This window comes from Luteimonas kalidii (assembly GCF_029887935.1).
Lineage (GTDB): Bacteria > Pseudomonadota > Gammaproteobacteria > Xanthomonadales > Xanthomonadaceae > Luteimonas > Luteimonas kalidii.
This window is the reverse complement of the sequence record NZ_JARXRO010000020.1, coordinates 612657-627753: the sequence shown is the minus strand read 5'-3', so window position 1 is coordinate 627753 and position 15097 is coordinate 612657. Positions and strand designations below refer to the sequence as shown.

Annotated in this window: 12 protein-coding genes; 2 read left to right on the top strand and 10 right to left on the bottom strand. The window is 71.7% G+C overall.

Annotation, left to right across the window (positions count from 1 at the left end; all coding sequences use genetic code 11):
- Positions 1 to 6: 6 nt before the first annotated feature.
- The 6 genes from QFW81_RS16395 to ssb form a co-directional block, all read right to left on the bottom strand.
- Positions 7 to 2070, bottom strand: coding sequence for a dipeptidyl-peptidase 5 (locus QFW81_RS16395; RefSeq protein WP_280580304.1), 2064 nt, complete (start codon positions 2068 to 2070; stop codon positions 7 to 9).
- A 165-nt stretch (positions 2071 to 2235) separates the two neighbouring features.
- A complete protein-coding gene (gene rfbD, locus QFW81_RS16390; RefSeq protein ID WP_280580303.1) occupies positions 2236 to 3159 on the bottom strand; it encodes a dTDP-4-dehydrorhamnose reductase in 924 nt (307 codons plus the stop codon).
- Positions 3156 to 3713 carry a dTDP-4-dehydrorhamnose 3,5-epimerase gene (rfbC, locus tag QFW81_RS16385; protein WP_280580302.1) on the bottom strand — a complete coding sequence of 186 codons (558 nt, stop codon included), beginning with the start codon at positions 3711 to 3713 and terminating at the stop codon, positions 3156 to 3158. Before rfbC ends, rfbD begins: the two co-directional genes overlap by 4 nt.
- Complete coding sequence (gene rfbA / locus QFW81_RS16380) at positions 3710 to 4597, bottom strand: glucose-1-phosphate thymidylyltransferase RfbA (RefSeq protein ID WP_280580301.1); 888 nt, start codon at positions 4595 to 4597, stop codon at positions 3710 to 3712. Before rfbA ends, rfbC begins: the two co-directional genes overlap by 4 nt.
- Positions 4594 to 5649, bottom strand: coding sequence for a dTDP-glucose 4,6-dehydratase (gene rfbB / locus QFW81_RS16375; RefSeq protein ID WP_280580300.1), 1056 nt, complete (start codon positions 5647 to 5649; stop codon positions 4594 to 4596). The genes rfbA and rfbB overlap by 4 nt, the downstream gene beginning before the upstream one ends.
- A 39-nt stretch (positions 5650 to 5688) precedes the next feature.
- Positions 5689 to 6174, bottom strand: a complete 486-nt coding sequence (gene ssb / locus QFW81_RS16370; RefSeq protein WP_280580299.1) for a single-stranded DNA-binding protein — start codon at positions 6172 to 6174, stop codon at positions 5689 to 5691.
- 164 nt (positions 6175 to 6338) lie between these two features.
- Here ssb and QFW81_RS16365 point away from each other — a divergent pair, with 164 nt between their 5' ends.
- Positions 6339 to 7334 carry a polyprenyl synthetase family protein gene (locus QFW81_RS16365; RefSeq protein WP_280580298.1) on the top strand — a complete coding sequence of 332 codons (996 nt, stop codon included), beginning with the start codon at positions 6339 to 6341 and terminating at the stop codon, positions 7332 to 7334.
- 253 nt (positions 7335 to 7587) lie between these two features.
- Here QFW81_RS16365 and QFW81_RS16360 read toward each other — a convergent pair whose 3' ends face one another.
- The 4 genes from QFW81_RS16360 to QFW81_RS16345 all read right to left on the bottom strand — a co-directional run bounded on the left by QFW81_RS16360 (position 7588) and on the right by QFW81_RS16345 (position 13970).
- A complete protein-coding gene (locus QFW81_RS16360; RefSeq protein WP_280580297.1) occupies positions 7588 to 8394 on the bottom strand; it encodes a dienelactone hydrolase family protein in 807 nt (268 codons plus the stop codon).
- 185 nt (positions 8395 to 8579) lie between these two features.
- Complete coding sequence (gene murD, locus QFW81_RS16355; protein ID WP_425604060.1) at positions 8580 to 10013, bottom strand: UDP-N-acetylmuramoyl-L-alanine--D-glutamate ligase; 1434 nt, start codon at positions 10011 to 10013, stop codon at positions 8580 to 8582.
- Entirely contained in the window at positions 9994 to 11373 is a 1380-nt protein-coding gene (murL, locus tag QFW81_RS16350) for a UDP-N-acetyl-alpha-D-muramoyl-L-alanyl-L-glutamate epimerase (protein WP_280580296.1), read from the bottom strand. Before murL ends, murD begins: the two co-directional genes overlap by 20 nt.
- Entirely contained in the window at positions 11370 to 13970 is a 2601-nt protein-coding gene (locus QFW81_RS16345; RefSeq protein ID WP_280580295.1) for a bifunctional aspartate kinase/diaminopimelate decarboxylase, read from the bottom strand. The genes murL and QFW81_RS16345 overlap by 4 nt, the downstream gene beginning before the upstream one ends.
- A gap of 214 nt (positions 13971 to 14184) precedes the next feature.
- Here QFW81_RS16345 and QFW81_RS16340 point away from each other — a divergent pair, with 214 nt between their 5' ends.
- Positions 14185 to 15069 (top strand): PhzF family phenazine biosynthesis protein, encoded by an 885-nt coding sequence (locus tag QFW81_RS16340; RefSeq protein WP_280580294.1) that lies wholly within the window; start codon positions 14185 to 14187, stop codon positions 15067 to 15069.
- Positions 15070 to 15097: the final 28 nt, after the last annotated feature.

The window sequence follows — 15097 nt, the reverse complement described above, 5'->3', positions numbered from 1 at the left end:
GCGGGCTCACTGGCCGATGTGGCGCTTCAGCCAGGCGTTGACGGTGTCGTGCCACAGCACGCTGTTGTGCGGCTTGAGCACCCAGTGGTTCTCGTCCGGGAAGTACAGCAGCTGCGACTCGATCCCCTTGCGCTGCAGCGCGGTGAACGTCGACAGGCCCTGGTCGACCGGCACGCGGTAGTCCTTCTCGCCCTGCACAACCAGCATCGGCACCCGCCACTCCGACACGTGGTTGACCGGGTTCCACTTCTCGTAGGCCTGCGGTTTGTCGAACGGCGTACCGCCGTTCTCCCACTCGGTGAACCACAGCTCCTCGGTGACGTAGCCCATCGAACGGGTGTCGAACACGCCGTCGTGGTTGACCAGGCACTTCCACGGCTCGTTCCAGTTGCCGGCGATCCAGTTGACCATGTAGCCGCCGTAGCTGGCGCCGAGCGCGCAGGCGCGGTCGCCGTCGAGGAAATCATAGCGTTCCTGCGCCGCTTCCCAGCCCTGCTGCAGGTCGACCAGCGGCTTGCCGCCCCAGTCGCCGCTGATGGCATCGGTGAAGGCCTGGCCGTAGCCGGTCGAACCGTGGAAGTCGATCATCACCACCGCATAGCCCTGGCCGGCGTAGGTCTGCGGGTTCCAGCGATAGCTCCAGCCGTTGCCAAAGCTGCCCTGCGGGCCGCCGTGGATCAGGAATGCGACCGGGTACGACTCTCCCTCGGTGTAGTTCCAGGGCTTGACCACGTAGCCGTGGACCTGCGCGCCGCCGGCGCCGCGGAAGGCGAACTGTTCGAACGCGCCGAAATCGACGTCGGGCAGGCGCTCGGCCGCGGTCGGCGTGATCGCGCGCAGGCCCTCGCCATCGGGCGAAGCGGCGTAGAGCACGTCGCCGGTGTCGAGCGCGTTGCGCGTCAGCACCAGCGACTGTCCCGCCACCTCGTAGGCCGATACGCTGCCGTCGCCGACCAGTTCGGTCACCTCACCGCTGGCCAGGTCGATCCGGAACAGCGGGTATTCGCCCATGCTCTGCGCCGCCGCGTACAGCGAACGACCGTCGGCCGAGGGCTTGAGGCTGCTGGGCGAGCGATCCCAGTCGGGTGCGATCTCGCGCGTCTGCCCGGTGGCGAGGTCCATCGCCATGATCGCGTAGCGGTCGGCCTCGAAGCCGGGACGCTTCATCGCGCGGTAGTACAGCGTATCGCCGTCGGCGCTGAACACCGGGCCGGCGTCCCAGGCGGTGTTGGCCTGCGTGAGGTTCACCGGCGCGCCGCCGGCCACCGGCAGCCGGTACAGGTCGAAGTTGGTCGACCACGGCTCCTCGCGCCCGGCGACGCGGATGCTGGCGACCACGCTGGCGCCATCCGGCGACCATGCGTAGTCGCCGGCATCGCCGAACGGCTTCGACGGCACGTCGCCGTCGAGCGCATGGCTGATGCCGCGTGCCGTGGACACCTGCGCCGCATCCGCGGCCGCCGGCAGGTCGGCCACGAACAGCCGGCTGCGGCGGCCGTCCTTCCAGGTGTCCCAGTGGCGCACGAACAGCTGCTCGTACACGACGCCGCTGGCCTTCGCCTGCTTGCGTTCGTCGAGACGCTTGTGCGTGCACGCGAAATCGTCCGCGCAGTCGGCGAAGGTCTCGGCGCTGAACGCGATGCGACGGCCGTCGGGCGAGAGCCGGTAGCTGCCGACATCGAGCGCGAACGCGGTGACCTGGCGAGGCGTGCCGCCCTCGGCCGCCATCGTGTACAGCTGCTGGTTGCCCTCCTTCGCGCTGAGGAAGTAGAGCGTGGCGCCGTCGGGGGAGAACGTCGGCGCGCTCACGTTCCAGCCCTCGGGCGTGATCCGGCGCGGCGGCGCCAGGTCGCGGGTGACCAGGTTGCGCGCATACAGGGCGGTGCTGGCCTTGAGGTCGGCATCGACGCTACGCTGCGCGAACACGACCACACGGCCATCGGGCGACAGCGTGGGCGACGACACCCGATCGAGTTTCACCAGGTCGCGGACGTCGAGGCCGCGGGCCTGGGCCAGCGCCGGCAACGCGGCCAGCAGGCAGATCGGCAGCAGGGCGTGTCGCAGCATCATCGGAAACTCCGCAAGGCAAGGGGGCCGATGGTAGGCGCAGGAGCGGATGCGGCGCAAAGGCCGTGGGACCGGTCGCCGGATCGGCGCAGCGGCATGCCTGTGTCGCGGCGGGGCGCGGTGGTCGCTACCGGATGGCTGAGGCCGGAGGCGGCAGGCTGGAGCGGCTCACCCGTCGTCCAGCCACCGGACGGGCAGACCGGAGGCGTCGTCAAGTGTCCGCGAGAGTGCATTGCCCCAGGACGGCAGCGCGATGCCGGTCGTCGTTCTCAGTCGCGTCGTGTCGAGGCAGGAATAGGCGGGCCGACGCGCCGGGGTGGGGTAGTCGCAGGTCGCGATCGGGACGACGTGCGGCCGCCGACGGATCAGGCGCCGCGCATGCGCCTGATCGAAGATGGCATCGGCGAACTCGCGCCAGGTCGCCTGTCCGCCAGCGACGACATGCCACAGGCCAGCGCCGATCCCGGGGTCGCCGAGCAGCCTGCTGGTGGCATCGGCGACCAGCCACGCCGGCGTCGGCGTGCCGGTCTGGTCGTCGACCACGCGCAGTGCGTCTCGCTCCCCGGCCAGGCGCAGGATGGTGCGCATGAAGTTGCGGCCATGCAGGCCGTACACCCACGCCGTGCGCAGGATCATGTGGCGGCCGCCCGCCGCGCGCACCGCCTCCTCGCCCGCGAGCTTGCTGGCCCCGTAGACCCCCAGCGGCGCGGTGGCGTCGTCTTCGCGATACGGGCGCGAACCGCGACCGTCGAACACGTAGTCGGTCGAGTAGTGCACGAGCAGCGCATCGCGCTGCGCACAGGCGCGTGCGAGCAGGCCCGGCGCCTCGGCGTTGACGCGGAATGCAGCCTCGCGGTCGTCCTCGGCGCGGTCGACCGCGGTGTAGGCGGCGGCATTGACGACGACATCCGGCGCAACGCGTGCGACCAGCGGCGCCAGCGAGGCGGGCTGGTCGAAGTCCGCGCGCTCGCACGCAGCGCCATCGGACAGCCGGCCGTCGCGGGTCGCGCACACGAGGTCGGCCGACACCGGCAACGTTTGGCGCAGCGCGTGGCCCAGCTGCCCGTTCGCGCCGAGCAGCAGGACCCTCATGCCGCAAAGGTCGGCAGGCGCTCGGGCGCGAGGTCGGCCAGGAACGGCGCCTTCGCATCCTTGGGCGACAGCTGGGGCGCGGTCACGGGCCAGTCGATCGCCAGGTCGGCGTCGTTCCAGCGGATGCCGGCGTCCGCGGCGGGATCGTAGGTCGCGGTGCACAGGTAATGGAACAGCGCGCGCTCGCTCAACACCACGAAGCCGTGCGCGAAGCCTTCCGGGATCCAGAGGTGGCGCCGGTTCTCCGCGCTCAGCAGCACCGCGGTCCATCGGCCGAAGTGCGGCGAACCGCGGCGGATGTCGACCGCCACGTCCCACACCTCGCCTTCGAGCACGGACACGTACTTGCCCTGCGGGTTCGGCCACTGATAGTGCAGGCCGCGCAGCACGCCCCGCGTGGACGCCGAGACGTTGGCCTGGACGAAGGTCGGGGACAGCCCGTGGGCGGCGAGCTTGTCGCGGTTGAACGCCTCGAACACGAAGCCGCGCGCGTCGCCGAACACCTCCGGCTCGATCACCACGCAGCCCGGCAGGTCGGTGTCGACCAGCTTCACGGCGCGTGCCCGCGCTCGGCCAATCCCAGCAGATAGCGCCCGTAGCCGCTGCGATCCAGGGGCGCGGCGAGCGCGCGCAGCCGGGCGTCGTCGATCCAGCCGTTGCGCCAGGCGATCTCCTCCGGGCAGCACACCCGCAGTCCCTGTCGCGCCTCGATCGTCGCGATGTAGTTCGATGCCTCCATCAGCGACTGGTGGGTGCCGGTGTCGAGCCACGCGTAACCGCGGCCGAGCTGCTCGAGGTGCAGTTCGCCGCGATCGAGGTAGCAGCGGTTGAGGTCGGTGATCTCCAGTTCGCCACGGGCCGAGGGCTGCAGCGAGGCGGCCAGGTCGCTGGCGCGGGCGTCGAAGAAATACAGCCCGGTGACCGCGTGGCTGGAACGCGGGACCGCCGGCTTCTCCTCCAGGCCGACCACCCTGCCCGCCGCATCGAACTCGGCGACGCCGTAGCGTTCGGGATTGGCGACCCGGTAGCCGAACACCGTGGCGCCCGTCTCGCGCGCATCCGCGCGCCTGAGCATCGTGGTCAGGCCCGGGCCGTGGAAGATGTTGTCGCCCAGCACAAGGCAGCTCGGCGCGCCGGCGAGGAATTCACGACTGATCAGCAGCGCCTGCGCCAGCCCGTCGGGGCTGGGCTGCGCGGCGTACTCGATCCGCATGCCCCACTGCGAGCCGTCGCCCAGCAGGCTGCGGAACAGCGCCTGCTCGTGCGGGGTGTTGATCACCAGCACCTCGCGGATCCCCGCCAGCATCAGCACGCTCAGCGGGTAGTAGATCATCGGCTTGTCGTACACCGGCAGCAGCTGCTTGCTGATCGCCTGGGTGATCGGATACAGCCGGGTGCCGGAGCCGCCGGCCAGCACGATGCCCTTGCGGCCGCTCATGCCGCCACTCCGATGCGCTCCAGGCGATAGCTGCCGTCGAGCACCCGCCCGACCCAGTCCTGGTGCGCCAGGTACCAGTCGAGGGTCTCGGCCAGGCCGCGCTCGAACGTGTACTCCGGCATCCAGCCCAGCTCACCGCGCAGCTTGCCCGCATCGATTGCGTAGCGCCGGTCGTGGCCCGGGCGGTCGACGACGAAGTGGATGAGCGCGGAGTGCGGCTGGCCGTCCACGCGCGGGCGACGGACATCGAGCAGGGCGCAGATCGCCTCCACCACGTCGAGGTTGCGTCGCTCGGCATCGCCACCGATGTTGTAGGTCTCGCCGACGCGCCCGTTCGCCAGCACCGCCCGGATCGCGGCGCAGTGGTCGGACACGAACAGCCAGTCGCGCACCTGGCACCCGTCGCCGTAGACCGGCAATGGCTCGCCGGCGAGGGCCTTCGCGATCACCAGCGGGATCAGCTTCTCCGGGAACTGCCAGGGCCCGTAGTTGTTGCTGCAGTTGGTCGTCAGCACCGGCAGCCCGTAGGTGTGGTGGAAGGCGCGCACCAGGTGGTCGGACGCGGCCTTGGACGCCGCGTAGGGCGAATTCGGCGCGTAGGGCGAGGCCTCGGTGAAGCGGCCGGTCGCGCCGAGCGCGCCGTAGACCTCGTCGGTGGACACGTGCAGGAAGCGGAACGCATCCGCCGCCTCGGCCGGCAGCGATCTCCAGTATTCGCGCACGGACTCCAGCAATGCCAGGGTTCCGACCACGTTGGTCTGCACGAACGCCGCGGGCCCGTCGATCGAGCGGTCCACATGGCTCTCGGCGGCGAAGTTGAGCACCGCGTCGGGGCTGTGCCCGGCCAGCAGACGCGACACCAGGGCGCGGTCGCCGATGTCGCCATGCACGAACACGTGGCCGGGATCGTCGCGCAGCGACGCCAGCGTATCGGGATTGCCGGCGTAGGTCAGCGCGTCGAGATTGACGACGCGCACGCCGCGCGCGACCGCATCGAGCACGAAGTTGCCACCGATGAAGCCGGCGCCGCCGGTCACCAGCCAGGTCGGCACGGATCCTCCGCGGCTGCGCTGGTCATGGGGTGCCCGGGGTCAGAACGGGATGTCGTCGTCCGAGAAGTCGTCCACCGGCGCCTGCTGGCGCGAAGGGGCGGACTGCTGGCGCGGCGCGGACTCGGAGCGCTGCGGGCGCGAACGCTCGTAGGATCCGCCACCACCACCGCCAGCACCGCCAGCACCCTCGCCGCGGCCGCCGAGCATCTGCATCTCGTCGGCGATGATGTCGGTGTAGTAGCGCTTCTGGCCGTCGTCACCGGTGTGCTCGCTGTAGGTGATCCGCCCCTCGACGTAGACCTGCGATCCCTTGCGCAGGTACTCGGCCGCGATCTCGCCGAGCTTGCCGAAGAAGGTCACGCGGTGCCACTCGGTCTTTTCCTGGTTGTTGCCGTCGCGATCCTTGCGTACGGACGTGGTAGCGAGGCTGACCTTGGTGATCGCCATGCCGCCCTGGGTGTACTTGGTTTCCGGATCGTTGCCGAGATTACCGACAAGGATCGCCTTGTTGATGCCACGGGCCATTGCTGTCCTTCGATGTCGCCGGAAGAGGCCGGCAAGGGCATTGCAGTATACCGGCCCACGTCGGCGCCGTCGGCCCTCGCCGCGGCGGCGTGTCAGGGTTTCCCGCGTCCCGGACGCTCACGTCGGCTCCGTATAATCGCGGGTTCATGTTCGATGGACCCCCCATGGCCGACCTTCCCCCCGCGCCGGTGCCCGGCCTGCCCGAGATCCAGGCGCTGGCCGCCGGCGACATGGACGCGATCGACGCCCTGATCCGCCGGCGCCTGGCCTCCGACGTGGTGCTGGTGAACCAGGTGGCCGAACACATCGTCTCCGCCGGCGGCAAGCGCCTGCGGCCGATGCTGGTCGCGCTGGCCGGGCGCGCCACCGGCGAGGTCACCCCGCGCCACCACCAGCTGGCCGCGATCGTCGAGTTCATCCACACCTCGACCCTGCTGCACGACGATGTGGTCGACGAATCCGACCTGCGCCGCGGCCGCAGCACCGCCAACGCGCTGTGGGGCAACGCACCCAGCGTGCTGGTAGGCGATTTCCTCTATTCGCGCAGCTTCCAGCTGATGGTGGAGCTCGACTGCATGGCGGTGATGCAGCTGCTGGCCGACACCACCAACCGGATCGCCGAGGGCGAGGTACTGCAGCTGCTGCACGTGCGCAACCCCGACACCGACGAGGCCGCCTACCTCGATGTGATCGAACGCAAGACCGCGGTGCTGTTCGCCGCCGGCACGCGGCTCGGCGCACTCGCCTCGGGCGCCGACGAGGCCACGCAGCAGGCCCTCTACGACTACGGCCTGCAGCTGGGCTATGCGTTCCAGATCGCCGACGACGTGCTCGACTACGACGGCGATGCCGCCGCGCTGGGGAAGAATCTCGGCGACGACCTGGCCGAGGGCAAGGCCACCCTGCCGCTGATCCACGCGATGGTGCAGGCCGACCCCGCTACCCGCGAACGCCTGCGCGGCATCGTCCAGCAGGGCGACACGTCGGCCATGCCGGAGGTGCTGGCGGCGATCGCGCGCGCCGACAGCCTGGGCTACAGCCGGGCCCGCGCCCGCGAGTACGCCGCGGCGGCCGAAGCCGCCCTGGCGTCGCTGCCCTCCAACGAGGCGATCGCCGCGCTGCGCGGCCTGGCGCGACACGCGGTGGAACGCGGGCACTGACCGGCTCGCTGAGGCCGATTGTCCTCGGCGCCGCCGCCCCCGTAGCCCGGATAAGCGAAGCGCATCCGGGGCGCCCCTGATCCATCGCTCCGCTCTACGCGAAGCCTGCGCTACCGCGCCAGAGGCGCAGGTCGCCCGGGAGGTGTCGCGTCGGCGCGCACCGCGGCGCTGGCGATCGACGGCGCGGATGCGGCTCGCGGCACCGCACCCGACACCGTCGGGCGCGACAGCGGCGATACCGGACGGCGCCCGCTCACTCCTCTTCGAACACTTCCTCGAAGAAGCCGTCCATCATCCGGTAGGCGCGCTCCGCGGCGCGCGCGTCGTAGCGGCAGTTGCTGGCCGGGTCGTTGCTGGCGGACGGCTCGGCGAAACAGTGCACCGCGCCGCTGAAGTCGACGAACTGCCAGTCCGCCCCGGCCGCGTCCATCTCCTGTTCGAACGCGACGATGTCCGCATCGCTCACCGCCTTGTCGTCGGCGCCGTTGAGCACCAGCACCGGGCTGACGATCTTCGACGCGGTCGGCGACTGCGCGCCGGGCGCGAGACCACCGTGCAGGCTGACCACACCGGCGAGATCGGTGCCGGCGCGCGCCAGCTCCAGCGCCGCCGAACCGCCGAAGCAGAATCCGAACGCGCCGATCCGGTCCGTATCGAGCGGCGCCCGGCCGGCTTGGGCCCTGAGCGTGTCGAGCGCGGCCTGCATGCGCGCGCGCAGCGCACTGCGGTCGTCGCCACGCAGCGCGCCGGCCAGCTTGCCGGCCTCGCCGCTGTCCTTCGGCCGCCGTCCCTTGCCGTAGACATCGGCGACCAGCACCACGTAGTCGTCCCCCGCAACGGCCTTCGCCCGCTCCAGCGCATCGTCGGTCACGCCCATCCAGTTGGGCACCATCACCAGGCCCGGGCGGCGGTCGTCGTCTTCGTCGTCGTACACCAGCCAGCCGCTGAAGGTGTCGCCATCGACGGTCCACTCCACGGGTTCGGACTTCATCGCGGCCGCGGCGGTGACCGGCAGGACGATGACGGAGCACAGGGCGAGCAGGGAGGCGGCAAGGCGCATGGCGGTGTCCTCTGGCGGGAACGGACCGACAGCCTAGCCCAGGCGTGCGTGCGCGGCGTGCACGGGCTTTCGGCGCGACGGTGCCGGAGGCATGGCGAACAACGTATGTCCGGGCAGAACGCCCCGCCGGGACCGCCGCCCGGATCGCAGCGCCCTGGCAGCCCGGGTGCTGCGACCTCGCCCTGTCAGGCGATCCCGATCCCCGGGATCGCCGTGATCGCGTCGGGATCGAATCCGGCCAGCGCGGCGAAGTGGCGGCCGCGCTCGGCATAGTCGCGGTAGGCGCCGAAGCTCGGCGCGCCGGGCGACAGCAGCACCACGCCCTCGCCGTCCAGCAGTCCCCGCGCCTGCGCGACCGCCTCCCCGAGATCATGCGCCTCGCGCAGCGCGAAGCCGCCGGTCCGCGCGCCATCCTCGAGCAGCGCGTGGATGCGCGGGCCGTTCTGGCCCAGGGTCACCACGGCCGCGGGCGGCGCGACGCGCATCGCATCGGCGAACGCCTGCCAGTCCAGGCCGCGGTCGTGCCCGCCGACCAGGATCGCCACGCGCCGCCCGGCGTACACCTCCAGCGCCGCGAGGCTGGCATGCGGTGTGGTGCTGATCGAATCGTTGACGTAGGTCAGCCCGTCGCGCGTGCCGAGCACCTGCAGCCGGTGCGGCAGCGCGCGGAAGGTCGCCGCATGCGGCGCCAGCGCCTCCGCATCCAGCCCCAGCGCCTCGATCGCCGCCAGCACGGCGCACAGGTTGCCGCGGTTGTGGCTCCCGGGCACCGGCAGGTCGCGGGTGTCGAAGACCGCTTCGTCGGCGCGCCAGACGACATCGCCGCGCAGGTGCCAGCCGTCGTCGCGGCCGAACCAGCGCACTGCGCTGTCGGACAGGTCGAGCGCCGACAGGGTCGGATCACCGGCATTGAGCACCGCGATGCGCGGCCGGGCCCCGGTGAGCAGCGACAGCTTGTCCTCGACGTACCGCGCCTGGCTGCCGTGCCAGTCGAGGTGTTCGGGGAAAATGTTCGTGACCACCGCGACCGCCGGGCGCTCGCCGCTGCGGGCGACATCGCGGGTCTGGTAGCTCGACAGCTCGACCACCCAGAACTCGGCCTCGCCCTCGAGCAGCTCCAGCAGCGGCTGTCCGATGTTGCCGGTGAGCGCGGTGCGGTGGCCCCCGGCGCGCAGCAGGTGCGCGAGCAGCGCGGAGGTGGTGCTCTTGCCCTTGGTGCCGGTGATGCAGATGGTGGTCGCGTCGGGGCGCGTGGCGAACCACAGCGTGGTGCCGCCGATGAAGCGCGTGCCGCGCTCCGCCGCCGCCAGCGCCTCGGGCCGGTACGGGCTGATGCCGGGGGACTTGACCACCACGTCGAACGCCGCCAGGCGCTCCACCGTCGCCTCGGTCTCGATCCGCAGCCGCGTATCGCCCAGCGCGCGCGCGTCGTCTGCTTCGGACGGCGAACAGAACAGCGTCAGCGAAGCGGGGAAACGGTCGTGAGCGTCGGCCGCGCCTGACTCCGCCACCTGCGCCGTGCGCAGCGCCGCGTACGCCGCCCGCCCCTCGCGCCCCCATCCCCAGAGCGCGACCCGCTGCCCGGCGAGCGAGGCCAGGTCAGGGCGCGAAACGGTCACGCAGGCGTTCCCACAGCACCGCCGGCACGCCGTGACCGGTGTCGTCGGGCACCAGCAGGGCAGCCACGTCTTCCTGGTCGCCGGCCAGCTGCGGCGCGATCTCGCGCGCGAAGCGCGCGACCACCGCGTCCTCGCGCCATTCGGGGCGCGCCGCCAGCGCCGCCATCGCCGCGCGCGATTCGCGCCCCTCGCCCACGCATTCGAACGGCTTGTGGTCGCGATACTCGAGCAGCGCGTCGAAGCCCGGCACCTGCGCCGGATCGTCCAGCAGGTTGCGGCCGAAGATGCCGACCAGGCGCGGCTTGGGCATGAACGGCGCCAGCGCCAGGAACACGAAGTGGCACTTGGGGCACACGCCGCACCAGCGGTTCACCGGGCGCTCGCCGAGCAGGTGGAAATTGCGGTTGCAGCTGGAGAAATGCGCGTCGTACTGGTCGGTCCGGGCGAACTGGCGCGCCACCGCGAGTTCGCTCAGCGGCCGCAACAGCGAGTAGTAGGACAGGTCAGCGGCGACGTGGTCACGCAGGTAAGCCGCGAACGCGCGCTCGAATGCCCAGCCCTTCGACCACTGGTGGTTCACCTCGCCGGTGCCCTCGATCAGGCTGCCGTAGCTGGCCGAGCGTTCGTTGGAGAACACCACCTGCTCCACGCCCAGCACTACCGCGGCGAAGGCGAGGATCGCTGAGTTCACGGCGGTCACCGGGATGTGCCCGTTCCAGGCGCCCTGGCGGTTGAATTCGAACAGTTCCGGCGCGAGCTGACGGCCGATGTTGAGCGTCGGCAGGCCGGTGCGACCGGCGCAGGCGCGGATCAGCTGCGAGCCGCCGATCCAGCTGACGGTCTGGTCGACGCCCAGCACGCGCAGCGCCTCGATGCTGACCAGCGAATCCTTGCCGCCACCGATCGCGACCAGCGCATGGTGGCGCAGGCCGAGCGTGGGCGCCGTCGCGCCGCCGCGCGCCGCAGCCGAATCGGTCGCCACCGGAAACCGGATCCGCCCGTGCAGGTCGAGCCCGTTGCGGTAGGCGAACTCGCCCAGGCCGTGGACGTAGATGTCCTCCAGCAGCGCCGCGGTCGCGGCATCGAGGCCCTCGCCCTCGACCCGGATCTCCGGCGGCACCGCGGCCTTGTAGTAGCTCACGCCGGCGACCAGGTGCAGCAGCCGCAGCGCGCGCTGCGCCGCGACGGCGCGCACTGCGTCGAGCGCGAACGGCGCGCCCGGCAGCGTCACAGTCTCGACCAGTTCCGGCCCCTGGTCGAAGGCGTAGACCAGCTGCGCCACGCCGGTGCCGGCGTCGAAGCCGCAGCGCACGAAGCGGAACGCCTGGATCGCGTCGCGATCGAATCCGGCCGCGCTCATGCCAGCACGTCCTCGCGCGGCAGGCCGCGCAGGTTGTAGTGGTTGGCGATCACGGCCCCGTAGGCGCCGGCATCGGCGATCGCGACCACGTCGCCCTCGGCCGTATCGGCCGGCAGGCGCCGGCCGTGGCCGAACACGTCGCTGGACTCGCAGATCGGGCCGACCACGTCGAACGCGGTGTCCGCCGGCCCCTCGCGCCGCGACAGGTTGTGGATTCCGTGCCAGGCGTCGTACAGCGCCGGGCGCATCAGCGAATGCATGCCCGCATCCAGCCCCACCCGGCGCACGCCCTGCTTCTCCACCACCTGGGTGACGCGGGCCAGCAGCACGCCGGCTTCGGCGACCAGGAAGCGGCCGGGCTCGATCGCCAGCCGGTAGCGCGGCCAGGCGGCCTTGATCTCGGCCAGGCCTTCGGCCCATGCGGCGAGGTCGAACGGCGCGTCGTCGGGCTTGTAGGGAATGGTGAGGCCGCCACCGATGTCGATCGTGTCCACGGTGCCGATGCCGTCGGCGACCGCGGCGAGCTCGGCATACACCTCGCGCCAGTGGCGCGGATGGCCGATGCCGCTGCCCAGGTGCGCGTGGATGCCGGTGATGCGCGCATCGAGCGCGCGCGCGGCGGCCACGAACGCCTCGACCTCCGCCACCGGATAACCGAACTTCGACGCCGTGCCGCCGGTCACGACCTTGGCATGGTGGCCGTCGCCGCGGCCGAGGTCGATCCGCAGCCACAGATCGCGACCGCGGAACACCTCCGGCCAGCGCTGCAGTGCCTCGACGTTGTCCAGCGTGACCGTCGCGCCACGCGCGTACGCAGCTTCGTATTCGCGGCGCGGTGCGAAGCTCGGGGTGAACAGCACCCGCGACGGATCGAGCTGCGGGACGGCTTCGAACACACGCTCCAGTTCGCCCTGCGACACGCACTCCAGGCCGAAGCCTTCCTCCACCAGCGCGCGCAGGATCTCGGGGTGCGGATTGGCCTTGATCGCGAAGAAGCGCCGGTCGATCGCATCCACCGCAGTGAGCGCACGCGCGCGTTCGCGCACCGTCGGCAGGTGGTAGGCGTAGCGCGGCGTGCCGGTCGCGGCCAGTTCCAGCAACCGCCCACGGGCGTCATCGGCTTCCCACCATCGCGGCGCGCGCTTCGGCGGACCGTGCTGGATCTCGCGCCAGCTGGGTCCGAACACCGCCGCGTCCTGCACCGGCATCGCACCGCTGCCGATCAGCTCGGCGTGCAGTTCGGGCAGCAGGCCGTCGGCATCGGCCTCGTCGATCACGAAGGTCAGGTTGAGGTCGTTGGACGACTGCGAGATCAGGTGCACGCGTTCCTGGCCGAAGGTCGCCCACACGTCGGAGAGCTTGTGCAGCAGCGAGCGCATGCCGCGACCGACCAGGGTGATCGCCGCGCAGGGCGCGATCACCTTGACCCGGCAGATCTGCGCCAGATCCTCCGACAGCCGCGCCAGCACGTCGGTGCTGACCAGGTTCTCGCTGGGATCGAGCGAGACGGTGACGTTGGTCTCCGCGGTGCCGATCAGGTCCACCGACAGGCCGTGGCGCCTGAAGCGCTCGAAGATGTCGGCCATGAACCCGACCGACTGCCACATGCCCACGGTTTCCATCGACACCAGCACGATGCCGTTGCGACGGCTGATCGCCTTGACGCCCGGCACCGGCGATGCGTCGCCGTCGATGCGGGTGCCGGGCAGGTCCGGACGCTCGGTGTCGAGGATCGCCATCGGCACCCCGCTCACGCGGCAGGGGCCGAGCGAACGCGGATGCAGCACCTTGGCGCCGGTGGTGGCGATCTCCTGCGCCTCGGCGTAATCCAGGCGGGTCAGCAGGCGCGCATCGGGCACCTCGCGCGGATTGGCGGTGAACATGCCCGGCACATCGGTCCAGATCTCCACGCAACGCGCGCGCAGCAGACCGCCGAACAGCGCGGCCGAAGTGTCCGAACCACCGCGGCCGAGGACCGCGGTGCCGCCGTCGCCGTGGCGGGCGATGAAGCCCTGGGTGATCAGCAGCCGCGTCGGCTGCGCGGCGAAGCGCGTGCGCCAGTCCTCGTCGGCCTCGCGCCGGCACGAGACCGACAGCCGCTGCCCCCACGGGCTCTGGTTCGGCAGCGCGATCGCGTCCAGCCAGTCGCGCGCGTCGCACCAGCCGATGTCCAGACCCTGCGACGCCAGGTAAGCCGCACCGAGGGTCGAGGACAGCAGCTCGCCCTGCGCCAGCACTTCGGCCTGCCAGTCCAGCGTGCGCGAGGCCGCGCGCGTGTCGGCCGCCAGCGCGCGCAGCGCGTCCAGGCGCGCGCCGAGCACGGCATCGGCGTCCAGGTCAAGCGCCTGCGCGAATGCGCGATGGCGCTCGACCAGCGCCTGCGTGCGCGCGCCGGCATCCGACGCGCCGTCGGCGATCGCGGTCAGCTCGTTGGTCACGCCCGACAGCGCCGAGACCACCACCAGCACCCGCGCCCCGTGTTCGTCCGCGCGTTTGCCCGCGAGCCGGCCGATCGTGTCCCAGCGGTGGCGTTGCGACACCGAGGTGCCGCCGAACTTGAGCACGACCCAGGGCGTGCCGGTCGGAGAGGAAGGCATGGAGATGGCGGGAGTCCGGATGATGCGGGCGGCGCTGCGCGCGCGGAGCGAAGCGCGGATTCTAGCGAATCCGCCTGCTCGCCGAAGACCGGACCGCAGCGGACGACACCGACCAGGCGCGGCCGCGTCGTCCGCCGCTCGCCGGGCAGACAGCGGTTGCAGCTGCATCCATCGCGCACGGTAAGCTGCGCGGCCCCCATCGCCGCGAGCCCCCATGCCCCGCCGCTACCTGCAGCTCGACGTCTTCGCCGATCGCCCCGGCGTCGGCAACCCGCTCGCCGTGGTCCTGGACGCCGAAGGCCTGGACGACGCGGCCATGCAGGCGATCGCGCGCTGGACGCGACTGCCCGAGACGACGTTCGTGTTCGCGCCGTCCTCGCCGGATGCGAGCTACGGCATCCGCATGTTCAGCCCGCGGCGCGAGGTGCCGTTCGCCGGCCATCCCAGCGTGGGTACCGCGCATGCGGTGCTCGAGGCGGGGCTGGCCGCGCCGCAGGACGGCCTGCTGGTGCAGGACGGCGTGGCCGGCCGGCTGCCGCTGCGCGTCGACGGCGACGGGCCGTCGCGCACGATCGCGGTGCGCACGCCGCGCGCGCGCATCGTCGAGGTCGCCGATCCGGGACACGCGCTGGTCGCCGACGCGCTCGGCGCACTGCCGCGGGGCGCGCTGCCGCCGGCGCTGGTCGACGGCGGCCGGCGCTGGTGGCTGGCCGAGATCGCGGACGAATCCGCGCTGCGGGCGGCCGAGCCACGCTGGGACGCGGTCGAACGGCTGGCGGTCGACACCGGGAGCATGGGCCTGTGCGTATTTGCACGCAGCGGGGATGCCGACTACCAGCTCGCCGTGCGCGCCTGGGTCGGCGCCACCGGACGCTTCGAGGACGCCGCCTCCGGCGCCGCCAACGCGACTCTCGCCGCGTGGCTCGCCGACCGCGATTCTCTGCCCGGCACCGGCGGTCGCTACCGCATCAGCCAGGGGCGCGAGGTGGGCTTCGATGCGCGCATCGAACTGCAGGTCGATGCGGACGGCGATGTGTGGTCCGGTGGCCGCGTGCAGACCGTGGTCGAAGGCACGATCGACTGGGAAGGCGCCCGCTAGACGAGGCCGCGGCGCGCTTCCGGTACCG